This is a genomic window from Aeromonas sp. 11P (assembly GCF_051920165.1).
In the GTDB taxonomy this organism is placed as follows: domain Bacteria; phylum Pseudomonadota; class Gammaproteobacteria; order Enterobacterales; family Aeromonadaceae; genus Aeromonas; species Aeromonas veronii.
The window spans coordinates 3,142,501-3,154,991 of the sequence record NZ_JBQBDJ010000004.1 but is presented as its reverse complement, the minus strand read 5'-3'; the positions used below and the strand labels follow the sequence as shown (position 1 = coordinate 3,154,991).

Here is a 12,491-nt window from a genome sequence, read left to right as displayed (position 1 = left end):
GATGAGAGGGGGCGAGGGAAAAGGCGAGCCATTTCCGTCACTTCACAAGAGAGGGAATTGTCGGGGATCGGAGGATAAGATGCAAAAGGCACTTGTGGCCAGCAGGCGGGCAAACCGTTGAACCATGAGGGGGGCCGCAGATTTGTGCAGCTGCCTCACCGCCTCGGAAAACGCAGACAGAAAAAAGCCGGTGCAGGGCACCGGCCAAAAGGCATTGGAAAACTCAAACTGACTGGCTGTTACCAGTTTTTGCCGAGACGGGCATCCAGACTGAAAACCCCTGCTCCGGCTGCCGCCAGCGCCAGGAAACCACCGGCCACTGAGACGTTCTTCATAAACATCAGCATCTGCATCTGTTCGGCAGGCTGATAGTGGAAAATAAAGGCGGCCATCAGGGTGAAACCGGCCAGCAGCACGGAGAGGCTGCGGGTAAAGAGACCCAGCACGACGGCGAGGCCACCACCCAGCTCAAGCAGGATCACCAGCGGCAGGATAAAACCCGGCACCCCCATCGCTTCCATATAACCCTGAGTACCGGCGTAACCGCCGATCTTGCCCCAGCCCGCCATCACGAACATCAGCGCCAGCAGTACACGACCCGCCAGCAGCGCCAAATCTTTCATCTTGTCCATTTCATCTTCCTCGTTTGTGTCACATCACCGCTGACTGCTTCAGGGTAGGTCAAATAACAGAGCTTGGCTGGCACTGGTCGCAACCAGCTCCCACCGATATTCATCACGACTGAGTACCCCGTCGCCGGGTCGGGCAGCCAGACCATTGGCGGTCAGCTCCCCTGAAATCATCTGCAGGTAACCGTGTCGGCCAACCAGTGCCCATTCGAGCGTCTCGCCCGGGGCCAGTTCCAGCCGCCATACGCGGGCCTGTTGGCGGATCCGCAGCGATCCCGCCTCGCCATCCGGTGACGCCACCAGCGTCATGCCCGGTCTGGACTCGATCTTCTTCTGCTGATATCCGGGTGGCGTGCCGAACTCGTTCGGCTCGATCCAGATCTGCAACAGGGAGAGAGGATCCGTCTGCGAGGGGTTGTACTCGCTGTGGCGGATCCCGCTGCCTGCGCTCATCAGCTGGAAATCCCCTGCCGGGATCTGCTCGGCATGGCCGAGGCTGTCCTTGTGCTCTATGGTGCCTTGCAGCACGCAGGTGAGGATCTCCATATTGGCGTGAGGGTGGGTGGCGAATCCGCCACCCGGCGCAACCAGATCCTGATTGATCACCCGCAGTACCGAGTGCCCCATCCACTCCGGGTCATAGTAGTGACCGAAGGAGAAACTGTGGCGCGCGTCCAGCCAGCCAAAGTTGGCCTTGCCCCGCGCTTCTGCGGCTCTCAATTGCATCATGGTCTGCTCCTCACCTACCGGGACGGTTGATTAACGCTGTTTGCCGCTACCGATACCGAACGGAATACGGTATTCGCTGCTCTGGTCAGCCAGGCTGACGGTCAGGTTGCCCTGGGTACGGCTCGGGATCCGCACCTGCTGGGTGCCTGTCAGGTTGGCGTGGACTGATGCCAGCAGATCGCCAGACTCGTCACGCACTTCCAGCATCGGATTGGCTTTGCCATCCATTGCGGCAGTGGCGTTCCAGTTCACAAACAGCACGCCGGGCATGGCATTGAAGTCAGCCGGTACGGAAGCTTGGGCGAAACCAGTGGTCATCAGGCCTGCAACGGCCAGCATCTTGATTACGTTTTTCATGTTCATTCACTCTCTTGTTTTATATGTCATTGCCAAGGCCTTTTCGGCCAGAATCAATGCATCCATGCAAGAGGTTATTCAAATAGTGTGTTGTTCTTTCACCGACATCAGACAGACCGATTTGGTGTGTCACAGTGCGGAACTACCCGCATATTTGGCCGCTCGACGTTCCTGCCTAAGCGTTGATTGAATATTAAAGTGACATGACCTAACTTGTTAGCGAGATAAACTGGCAAAAATATTCAAAAAAATTGAAGGTGAGGAATGGCCAAGGAATCGAACAAGGAGCGGGCGCTGACCCTGGAGGCAATCCGGGTGCTGGATGCCATCGACCGCCGCGGCAGCTTTGCGGCGGCGGCCGACGAGCTGGGCAAGGTGCCCTCGGCATTGAGCTATACGGTGCAGAAGCTGGAAGACGAACTGGATGCCATGCTGTTTGACCGCAGCGGCCACCGCACCAAGTTCACCCCGGCGGGACGCATGCTGCTGGAGCGCGGCCGGGTGCTGCTGGAGGCAGCCGAGCATCTGGTGGGCGAGACCCGGGCGCTGGCCCGTGGCTGGGAGACCGACATCACAGTCGCCGTCGATGCGCTGGTCCCGGTGCAGGCCCTCTACCCCTTGGTGGAGAAGCTGGCCGAACAGACCGATACCCGACTGCGGCTGCGGGCCGAGGTGCTGGCGGGTAGCTGGGAGTGTCTGGAAGATGGCCGCGCCGACCTGCTGATCTCCTCCATCAACCCGGACATCATGATGACCGGCATCAAGCATCAGGTGCTGAAAGAGGAGGTGATGCTCTACGTCGCCCATCCCGATCATCCGCTGCATCAGGAGCCCGAACCCTTGGCCGACGAGACCCTGCGCCGCTACCGCGCCATCGCGGTGGCCGACACAGCCCTGCGCAAACCGGTTCTCACCTACCGCCTGCTCGACAAGCAGCCGCGCCTCACTGTCAGCACCATGACGGAGAAACGGGATGCCCTGCTGGCAGGGATCGGGGTCGGCACCATGCCACAGAGCTGGATTGAGGAGGACATCCGGGCCGGACGGCTCAAGGTGATCAGCCCCGAGTATCGCCATCAGCTGCAGGTCGTGCTGGCCTGGCGGCGAGACACCATGGGCAAGGCCAAAAGCTGGCTGGTGCGGGAGATACCAAAACTGTTTACGGTCGGTGAAAAATGAGATCCAGTTAACAGAAATGTTAATTGCATGCCTCACTTGACGCCCAATATCTTTGCTGATTTCATAGCCGCCTCATTGAACCCATGGAAGCTGTAGAAAATGAAAAAGAGTTTGCTGGTTGCCCTCACCACCCTGCCCCTGTTTGCCAATGCCGGCCTGATGGATTCGCTGACCGACAGCGTCACCAGCAGCGTCAAGGATGCGGCCAGCACTGCTGTATCCGGTGCCATGGACAGCGCATCCAACGAAGCCATCAAAAAGGCTCTGGATATCAAGGAAGGCGGCTCCAACAAGCAGGCAGTCAAAGAGAAGCTGGGCGCCCCTGCCTCTACCAAAACCGAAGCCGGTCTGGAAGTGTGGAGCTATGATCTGGATGCCCTGAAGAAGGCCTCTCCGCTGCTGGCAGAAACCACCACCACCCTGCTGAAAGATACCGACGCCGCCAAGAAAAACGTGGTCATCAAGTTCGAAGGCGAAACCGTCAAGAAAGTAGAGCTGACCGACAAGGCTCAGGGCTAAGTCCGCTCGTCCGGTGGAGTGGGCTGCACACCCGCACCGACACAGATAGCAAGAGGGGGAGCATCAGGCTCCCCCTCTTTTATTGGCAATCACCAGCGTTCAAGCAAGCTCTGCTGCTCAACCCAGTAGACACAAAAAGGGTGGCCTCGGCCACCCTTGGGTTGATAACAGCTGGTGCTGTTACTGGTTCGCTTCGGCAAACTGCTTCATCGCTTCGGCGTGCTTGGTCATGCCGGTGGCACGCTCGTTGAGGTTCTTGATGAACTCCGCCTTCTTGGCCGGATCTTCAATGCGGTCATAACGTTTTTGCAGATTGGCCTGGATCTGCTCCGGGGTCATGTTCTGCAGACGAGCCATCTTGTCGTGGCGGCCACCGTGGTGTTTGCCACCCATCATGCCGCCGCCATCCATCGGGCAGTCCACCATGGCACCGGGCTGGCCGGTGGGGGCCGCTTCACTGGCAGCATAGGCACCCAGCGGCAGGCCAAGGATCAGGGTGGCGGTCAGCAGGGTTTTGGTCAGCTTTTTCATGGTCTATCTCCTGTAGGGATGATTCTGGTTCGGCGCTCTTGCCTTGCCCTCAAGTAAACACCCGACCGGTGTCTGAACTTTGCCAGCATCGCCCTTTTTTGTAGCAGAGTGTGGCATCGTGCGGATCTGGCACACTTTGACACAAACCGCCGGCCGGATTTTCGTATACTCGGGCCAACGCCAAGCAGGGGAGGTATTCATGAACCAGGGCAACACCCACATTCTGGTGGTCGACGACCACAGCGAGATCCGTGATCTCTTGAAGCGCTTTCTGGAACAGCACGGCCTGCGGGTCAGCTGCGCCCGGGATGGCAAGGAGATGAAGCGACTGCTGGAGGAGCGGGAGTTCGACCTGCTGGTGCTGGACCTGATGATGCCGGGTGAAGATGGTCTCACCCTCTGCCGTGAGCTGCGGGTCAAATCGAACCTGCCCATCATCATGCTGACCGCCATGGGGGAAGAGACCGACCGCATCATCGGGCTGGAGATGGGGGCTGACGACTATCTGGCCAAGCCTTTCAATCCGCGCGAGCTGCTGGCGCGCATCAAGGCGGTGATGCGCCGCACCCAGGCCGAGACCCAGCCCGCCGCCGAGACCCTGACCCGTGATCTGCGCTTCGATCGCTGGCTGCTCGACGTCAATCGTCGGGAGCTGGTCGATGAGGATGGGGTGGGCTTAAGCCTCTCCACTGCCGAGTTCGATCTGCTCAAGGTGTTTCTGGAACGCCCGCAACGGGTGCTGAGCCGGGATCAACTGCTGGATCTGGCCCGTGGCCGCGAGGCGGTGGCCTTCGATCGCGCCATCGATACCCTGGTGAGCCGCCTGCGCCGCAAGCTGGAGCGGGATCCCAAGAATCCGGAGCTGATCAAGACCATCTGGGGTGGCGGCTATATGTTCTCCGCCGACGTGACGCAGGTTTAAGCAGTGGGCACCTTGCGACGACTGTGGGCACGGATGTGGCCCAAGGGGCTGACCGGCCAGATCATTCTGGTGGCGCTGGCGGGGTTGATCCTGATCCAGCTGCTCAGTATCCAGATCTACCGCACGGATCGAGAGGAGGCGCTCGGCTTCGTCAACAGCCGCAACGCCATGCAGCGGATAATTTCTGTGGTCAGGCTGCTCTCCCTCTCCCCCCGTCCCTCTATGACGAGATCCTCAAAGCGAGCCGCAGCGAGACCCTGCTGCTGCGCCTCTCCGACGAACCGCTGCAACCGGATAACCGCAGCCCCCGCTTCGAGCAGCTGGTGCGCTCGCGCCTCAACTATCCCCCCGGCCTCACGGTCGAGATCAGCGCCGAGCTGAAAGAGGATACTCAGCGCAGCAAGGCGTGGGAACATCATGCCCGCATGATGCGGGATCGCAAGGGGCCGCCCCCGCCGCGGGATATGCGGCTCTATGGCTCCATCGAACTGCCGCAGGGGGGCTGGCTGCAGTTCAGCTCGCTGGTCGACAAGGAGGCGGGCAGCTGGTCGTGGCAGACCACCTTCAACCTGATGCTGGTCGCCAGTCTGGTGATCGGACTGATGGTGCTGCTGTTTCGCCGTGCCACCCGCCCGCTCAAGCAGCTGGCAGGCAATGCGGAGCGGCTCGGACGGGGCGAGGATATTGAGCCCTTGAAAGAGGAGGGGCCGACCGAGATCCGCGAATCGATTCAGGCCTTCAACCGGATGCACACCCGGCTCGACCGCTTCGTGCAGGATAGAACCCGGATGCTGGCGGCCATCTCCCACGATCTGCGCACCCCCATCACCAGCCTGCGGCTGCGCACCGAGTTTCTGGCCGATGGCGAGGACAAGGAGCGCATCCAGCAAACCCTGCAACAGATGGAGCAGATGCTGGCGGCGACCCTCAGCTTTGCTCGCGAGGAGGGGCAGCAGGAGGCTACCCGCGAGCTGGATCTGGTCAGCCTGCTGGTCAGCCTGTGCGATGACTATGCCGATACCGGCCAGCCGGTCACTTGTCTGGCGGAGGGCAAAGAGGTCTACGCCTGCCGGGCCAACACCCTGCGCCGGGTGCTGCAGAACCTGATCGGCAACGCCATCAAATATGCCGGCAGCGCCGAAGTGTCGCTGGAGCGGCGCAAGGAGGAGCTGTTGATCCGGGTCTGCGACAACGGGCCGGGGATCGATCCGGCGCGGCTCGAGGATGTGTTCAAACCCTTCGTGCGGCTGGACGAAGCGCGTAACACCGAGTCCGGCAGCGTGGGGCTGGGGCTCTCTATTGCCCGTACTCTGGTCCATCAGCATGGTGGCGAACTGACCCTGCTCAATCGGCCACAAGGGGGATTGGAGGCGCGGATCAGCCTGCCGCTGTAAGTAGTTACTCTATACGCCAGCCTTTTCATGGCGCCATTTGCATCATGCAAACTTCATCATTTGAGCGCTTGTTCTTCGATCAGAAAGGCGGTGATAATCGGTGACCACGGAACGGTATACGGCAGCGGATTGGAGCAAGGATGGCCTCTTCCAGGACAGGAGTCATAGTCAGTATCAGATGGGGGCTCCTGCTGCTCGCCCTTTCCCTGCCTGCCTGGGCCAAAGCCCCGGAAGAACCGATCATCATTACCAACTCCAAAGCCTGGCAGCCCTTCTCCTATATCAATGAGTCGGGCCAGCCGGATGGCCTGCTGATCGATTTGTGGCGTGAATATGCCCGGGTGACCGGCCAGAAGATCGAGTTCAGGCTGGTCGACTGGCAGGGCTCCCTCGACCTGCTCCATGAGGGGAAAGCAGACGTTCACGCCGGGCTGCTCTGGTCGCCGGAGCGAGACAAGCTGTTCGACTATGGTCAACCCCTCGCCCAGCTCGACTCCCAACTCTTCTTCTCGAGCGAACTGCGCGGCACCGATGTACATTACTACCTGCTCAATGAAACGGTCGGCGTGGTGGCCGGTGGCTACGAGGAGTATTACGCCAGGCGCTACTTCCCCGGCACCAGACTGCAGACCTTCAATGACAATGACACCATGCTGGCTGCGGCCTTCAAAGGGGAATTGAAGGCTTTTATCGCCGATCTGCAGGTCGCCAACTTCTACATCTATACCTCGGACGATCCCACCCGCTTTATTCCGGTTCGCCACCTTTATACCGACCAGATCCGCTTTGCGGTGAAAAAGGGCGACCTTGCCCTGTTAAACCGGCTGGAAGAGGGGTTCGCCCAGCTCAAAGAGAGCGATCGGGAGCGGATCATCCGCAAATGGATGCATGTCGAAACCGTCTATCCCATCCACCTCGGTCCCTGGCTACTGCTGGCCGCGGGACTCATCATGGTGGCCTATATCGTGCAACTGCGCCGGGCTGTCGCCAATCGCACGGCAGAGCTGAGTCGCGCCAATGCCAGACTGGAGAAACAAGCCAGTACCGATCCCCTGACCGGCCTGCTCAATCGACGGGCATTTATGCCCGCCATGGAGCAACGACTGGCAAACGGGGATCCCTGTGCCCTGCTGCTGTTCGATGTGGATCACTTCAAGGAGACCAATGACCGCTTTGGTCATGGCATCGGGGATCTGTTGCTGGAAAAGCTGGCCACGACTGTGAGCAACCTGTTGCCCGAAGAGGCCCTGCTGGCCCGCATCGGCGGCGAAGAGTTTTGCCTGCTGCTGCCGCTGGCCACATTGGCAGAGACAGAGCAATGGGCCAAGCGCATCTGCCTGGAGAGCAACCGGCAAACCCTGCACACCAGCAGCGGCGAGGTGACCCTCTCCATCAGCACCGGGGCAGTCTGGGTAGCCGCAGAGAGAGAGGCTGATGCCGACCAGCTACTACGGCAGGCTGACGCCCTCATGTATCAGGCCAAGGGACTGGGGCGCAATACCTGGCAAGCCGCTCCCTATCAGGCATAGCCCCTGACGGACGCGCAATAAAAACGGCCGCCATCAGAAGATGGCGGCCGCATGACAGGTTCCCAATCAGAAGTTGTAGGTCACGCCCAGGTTGTAGCGGCGACCATCCAGCACAGTACCATAGCTGCTGTAATCCACCGTCTTGTCGAACAGGTTGTAGACCCCGGCAGTCAGATCCAGATGCTTGTTGGCCTTGTAGACCAGACCCATGTCAAAGAAGGTGTAGGACGGGGTCCCCTCCGCCATCTTCACCCGACTCAGGTACTCGGAAGTCTCGCCACGGAAGTTGACCCGTGACCAGAGGCTGAGATCCTCGGTGGTCTGCCAGTCTACGCTGCCGTTGAACATGTGACGGGGCATCTGGTTGAGAGCATGGTCCGCCAGTGGGCCACTCTTCTGCTCGGACTGGGTAAAGGTGTAGCTGGAGCTGACCGACCAATCCTCGTTGATGGCCCAATCCATCATCCCCTCGACCCCGCGCATATTCGCCTTGTCGACGTTGACCCGATCGCTGATGAAGTCATAGCTGTGACCATTGAGCGTACAGGCTGGCTGCGTCTTGTCGGTACAGCGGCGCACTTCGGAGATTTTGTTCTTGAAGTCGGTGTTGAACAGAGTCACCCCGGCATTGAAGCCCTGATGGCCGTTCCACAGCAGGCCGATCTCTTCACTCACGCTGGTCTCGGGTTTGAGATCCGGGTTGCCGACCAGCATGCCATCCAGGCTGCCACCACCGGTGACCTGACCCCAGTTGGCCGCAGACATCCGCAAGTCAGGGGAGCGGTAACCGGTCGAGACGCCCCCTTTCAGGGTCCAGCTCTCATCCAGATGCCAGACACCGTAGAGACGTGGGCTCCAGTGAGAGCCGTAATTCTGATCCCGATCCATGCGTGCGCCCCCTGTCAGGGCAAAGCTGTCAGTGAGTGACCACTCATCCTCGACAAACATCGCCCAGCTCCAGCGGGTCAACTGCTCGGCAGGGTTGGCTACTTTCAAGTTATTGCCCTGGTCGTGCAAATCTTCATAGCGGTACTGACCACCGACACTCAGGTAGTGATCCCCCAGAATAAACTGGGTATGGGTATCGGCGATGGTGTTGGTAAGCTCCATCTTGCGGCCGGGGTTGGTGTTGGTCTCCTGCTGCAAATAGCTGCTGGAAGAGCCGAAATCATACTGGCCATCATGGGTCAGCGCATAGTTGGTGCGCTCGTAGCGGTTAAGGCTATCTTTAGCCTTCGCAGCCAGTGAATTGCCGGCCGTGCGCTCCCGATCCTGCAGACTGCGACTGGCTTCCAGATCGAAGCGGTTATGGTCGTCAGGCTTGAAGCTGAGCACCGCCGTGCCACTGCGAGTCTCCTGCTCGGCAAAACCCTGGGTAAATTTGTCTTCACCACGATGGGCGAGCTGACCGTTGAAACGCAGCCCCAACACGCCATCGATCAGTGAACCTGCGGTATAGGCATCGGTCTGGAAGCTGTTGCCAGCATCCTTGTTCTCCTGGAAGGTCGAATCAGCATGAACCGATCCCTGCCAGGCCAGGCCGGTGGTCTTGCGGGTAATCACGTTAATCACGCCCCCCATGGCATCGGAACCATAACGGGATGACATAGGACCACGGACGACCTCAATGCGCTCAATCGCCTGCAGTGGCGGCAGCCAGCCCTGCTCGATACCCGGACCATCGCTGTTCGGGCGAGTGCCACGGCTATCCACCTTCTTGCCATCAACCAGCATCAGGGTGTATTTCGACCCCATACCGCGAATGCTGATATCACTGCTGCTGCCACCGCCGGTCACCACAACACCGGGAACATCCTTCAGGGCATCAGTCACATCACGATATGCCCGCTTCTCCAGCTGCTCACGGGTAATCACGGAGATGGAGGCGGCAGAGTCTTCAATCTTCTGCTGGAAGCCGGAAGCGGTGACGACCATCACCTCTTGTTCGGCAGCATAGGCCTGGGTCGCAAGAAGGGAGCAGATCAACAAGGCAAGCTTGTTCGGTTTCACTGTTGTCATGTTTTAGCCTGAACGTTTTTAGTAGGAAGGTGGCGTATTCCCTTACTTCATTCGTTACAACGCCCTGGCATCCGGCCAGACGCAGTATTAGAAAAGGCTCATTTGAAAAGCACTTTATTAATCAGCCCGCATTGTAACGACCCCGCCCCGATCATTCAAACAATAATCATTATCATTTGATTTGTGTGGTATTCCTGCAGCAGGATCGCTCATTCTTGATAAGAGACTGTTTTAATGGAATAAATCCATAGGCAAAAAAGGGATTACACAAACAAGTGGAAGCGATGACGTACCGTTGCAAGATGGCCTGATTTAATCCTCAAGCGCTATCAGTTCGCTGCGGAACAATATGGCCAAGATGGGATGTGCTGCGATACAGAGGTGGAAATAGTAGCAAGATCGCCAACAGGGGAAGGTATTGTGATCGCGATGGGATGTCGGCCGCTCACCAGCAGGCTAAAAACATCAAAGCCCGGTCGTGAGACTGGGCTTTGTGTTGGTTCTTGCGTACAAATCTGTGGGACTTATGGGCAAGATCGCACATAGCAAAAAGGCCTTCCCATTCAGGAAGGCCTTTCAAATTAGTGGCGGAGCGGACGGGACTCGAACCCGCGACCCCCGGCGTGACAGGCCGGTATTCTAACCGACTGAACTACCGCTCCGCATTCGGTTAGCTTGCGCTAAATCTTGTGCCGCTTCGTTGAGGTGTCATCCTCGCAGCCAGTGACGTGATTCTTCACATCGCTGTTTAATTGGGTGCCTGGCAGTGTCCTACTCTCGCATGGCGAATGCCACACTACCATCGGCGCTACCGCGTTTCACTTCTGAGTTCGGCATGGGATCAGGTGGTTCCACGGCGCTATGGCCGCCAGGCAAATTCTTCAATCTGTGAAAGCTGATGTAAGTAGTTTCGTATTCGTTACAAGGCTCGAAACACTTCTTGGGTGTTGTATGGTTAAGCCTCACGGGTAATTAGTATGGGTTAGCTCAACACATCACTGCGCTTACACACCCCACCTATCAACGTTGTGGTCTCCAACGGCCCTTTAGGACCCTCAAGGGGTCAGGGATGACTCATCTCAGGGCTCGCTTCCCGCTTAGATGCTTTCAGCGGTTATCGATTCCGAACTTAGCTACCGGGCAGTGCCACTGGCGTGACAACCCGAACACCAGAGGTTCGTTCACTCCGGTCCTCTCGTACTAGGAGCAACTCCCTTCAATCATCCAACGCCCACGGCAGATAGGGACCGAACTGTCTCACGACGTTCTGAACCCAGCTCGCGTACCACTTTAAATGGCGAACAGCCATACCCTTGGGACCGACTTCAGCCCCAGGATGTGATGAGCCGACATCGAGGTGCCAAACACCGCCGTCGATATGAACTCTTGGGCGGTATCAGCCTGTTATCCCCGGAGTACCTTTTATCCGTTGAGCGATGGCCCTTCCATTCAGAACCACCGGATCACTATGACCTACTTTCGTACCTGCTCGACCTGTCCGTCTCGCAGTTAAGCTGGCTTATGCCATTGCACTAACCTCCTGATGTCCGACCAGGATTAGCCAACCTTCGTGCTCCTCCGTTACTCTTTGGGAGGAGACCGCCCCAGTCAAACTACCCACCAGGCACTGTCCGCGAGCCCGATTCAGGGCCCTGCGTTAGAACATCAAACATACAAGGGTGGTATTTCAAGGACGGCTCCAGCGCAACTGGCGTCACGCCTTCAAAGCCTCCCACCTATCCTACACATGTAGGTTCAATGTTCAGTGCCAAGCTGTAGTAAAGGTTCACGGGGTCTTTCCGTCTAGCCGCGGGTACACCGCATCTTCACGGCGAATTCGATTTCACTGAGTCTCGGGTGGAGACAGCATGGCCATGGTTACACCATTCGTGCAGGTCGGAACTTACCCGACAAGGAATTTCGCTACCTTAGGACCGTTATAGTTACGGCCGCCGTTTACCGGGGCTTCGATCAAGAGCTTCGCTTGCGCTAACCCCATCAATTAACCTTCCGGCACCGGGCAGGTGTCACACCCTATACGTCCACTTTCGTGTTTGCAGAGTGCTGTGTTTTTGATAAACAGTCCCAGCCATCTGGTCACTGCGACTCCCAACTGCTCCATCCGCAAGGGACTTCACTGTCAAGAGCGAACCTTCTCCCGAAGTTACGGTTCTATTTTGCCTAGTTCCTTCACCCGAGTTCTCTCAAGCGCCTTGGTATTCTCTACCCGACCACCTGTGTCGGTTTGGGGTACGATGACTTGTAATCTGAAGCTTAGAGGCTTTTCCTGGAAGCAGGGCATCAATGGCTTCCACACCGTAGTGTGTTCGTCTCGTGTCTCAGTGTTGTGTCTGCGGATTTGCCTACAAACACCACCTACGCACTTTCACCAGGACAACCGTCGCCTGGCCCACCTAGCCTTCTCCGTCCCCCCATCGCAATTACAAGTCGTGCAGGAATATTAACCTGCTTCCCATCGACTACGCCTTTCGGCCTCGCCTTAGGGGTCGACTCACCCTGCCCCGATTAACGTTGGACAGGAACCCTTGGTCTTCCGGCGAGGAGGCTTTTCACCCCCTTTATCGTTACTTACGTCAGCATTCGCACTTCTGATATCTCCAGCATACCTCTCGATACACCTTCGCAGACTTACAGAACGCTCCCCTACCACTCACACATAAGT

At 58.1% G+C, this 12,491-nt stretch carries 9 protein-coding genes, 1 tRNA gene, 2 rRNA genes and 1 pseudogene (1 of these 13 running past the window's edge); 5 read left to right on the top strand and 8 right to left on the bottom strand.

Features of this window, described 5'->3' with window-relative positions:
• Nucleotides 1–239: 239 nt before the first annotated feature.
• From ACTG1P_RS14585 to ACTG1P_RS14575, 3 genes are read right to left on the bottom strand one after another with little or no spacing between them, the layout of a single operon-like run.
• Nucleotides 240–632: a DoxX family protein gene (locus ACTG1P_RS14585; protein ID WP_440001564.1), complete on the bottom strand. Its 393-nt coding sequence runs from the start codon at nucleotides 630–632 to the stop codon at nucleotides 240–242.
• A gap of 39 nt (nucleotides 633–671) precedes the next feature.
• Nucleotides 672–1,358, bottom strand: a complete 687-nt coding sequence (locus ACTG1P_RS14580) for a pirin family protein (RefSeq protein WP_440001563.1) — start codon at nucleotides 1,356–1,358, stop codon at nucleotides 672–674.
• Nucleotides 1,359–1,388: 30 nt separating this feature from the next.
• Nucleotides 1,389–1,721, bottom strand: a complete 333-nt coding sequence (locus tag ACTG1P_RS14575; protein WP_013723379.1) for a hypothetical protein — start codon at nucleotides 1,719–1,721, stop codon at nucleotides 1,389–1,391.
• 258 nt (nucleotides 1,722–1,979) lie between these two features.
• Between ACTG1P_RS14575 and ACTG1P_RS14570 the strand changes: the two genes are divergently transcribed.
• Nucleotides 1,980–2,894, top strand: coding sequence for a LysR family transcriptional regulator (locus ACTG1P_RS14570; RefSeq protein ID WP_440001562.1), 915 nt, complete (start codon nucleotides 1,980–1,982; stop codon nucleotides 2,892–2,894).
• Between the two features lie 99 nt (nucleotides 2,895–2,993).
• Nucleotides 2,994–3,413 (top strand): hypothetical protein, encoded by a 420-nt coding sequence (locus tag ACTG1P_RS14565; protein WP_278171115.1) that lies wholly within the window; start codon nucleotides 2,994–2,996, stop codon nucleotides 3,411–3,413.
• A gap of 180 nt (nucleotides 3,414–3,593) precedes the next feature.
• On the opposite strand, the gene ACTG1P_RS14560 is transcribed toward ACTG1P_RS14565, so the two are convergent.
• Nucleotides 3,594–3,944 carry a hypothetical protein gene (locus tag ACTG1P_RS14560; protein WP_201996556.1) on the bottom strand — a complete coding sequence of 117 codons (351 nt, stop codon included), beginning with the start codon at nucleotides 3,942–3,944 and terminating at the stop codon, nucleotides 3,594–3,596.
• A gap of 199 nt (nucleotides 3,945–4,143) precedes the next feature.
• On the opposite strand from ACTG1P_RS14560, the gene ACTG1P_RS14555 reads away from it, so the two are divergent.
• The 3 genes and pseudogenes from ACTG1P_RS14555 (at nucleotide 4,144) to ACTG1P_RS14545 (ending at nucleotide 7,789) form a co-directional block, all read left to right on the top strand.
• On the top strand, nucleotides 4,144–4,866 hold the full coding sequence (locus ACTG1P_RS14555) for a response regulator (protein WP_005336534.1): 723 nt from the start codon (nucleotides 4,144–4,146) through the stop codon (nucleotides 4,864–4,866).
• Between the two features lie 33 nt (nucleotides 4,867–4,899).
• Nucleotides 4,900–6,260: pseudogene (locus ACTG1P_RS14550) on the top strand (ATP-binding protein).
• A gap of 140 nt (nucleotides 6,261–6,400) precedes the next feature.
• The gene (locus tag ACTG1P_RS14545) at nucleotides 6,401–7,789 is read left to right on the top strand and encodes a transporter substrate-binding domain-containing diguanylate cyclase (RefSeq protein ID WP_440001561.1); all 1,389 of its coding nucleotides are present in this window, start codon (nucleotides 6,401–6,403) and stop codon (nucleotides 7,787–7,789) included.
• A 66-nt stretch (nucleotides 7,790–7,855) separates the two neighbouring features.
• On the opposite strand, the gene ACTG1P_RS14540 is transcribed toward ACTG1P_RS14545, so the two are convergent.
• The 4 genes from ACTG1P_RS14540 to ACTG1P_RS14525 all read right to left on the bottom strand — a co-directional run.
• A complete protein-coding gene (locus ACTG1P_RS14540) occupies nucleotides 7,856–9,808 on the bottom strand; it encodes a ligand-gated channel protein (RefSeq protein ID WP_440001560.1) in 1,953 nt (650 codons plus the stop codon).
• A 585-nt stretch (nucleotides 9,809–10,393) separates the two neighbouring features.
• Nucleotides 10,394–10,470 (bottom strand) — tRNA-Asp (locus ACTG1P_RS14535).
• A 96-nt stretch (nucleotides 10,471–10,566) separates the two neighbouring features.
• Nucleotides 10,567–10,681, bottom strand: a 5S ribosomal RNA gene (gene rrf / locus ACTG1P_RS14530).
• Between the two features lie 78 nt (nucleotides 10,682–10,759).
• Nucleotides 10,760–12,491, bottom strand: a 23S ribosomal RNA gene (locus ACTG1P_RS14525) (it continues 1,158 nt past the right edge of the window).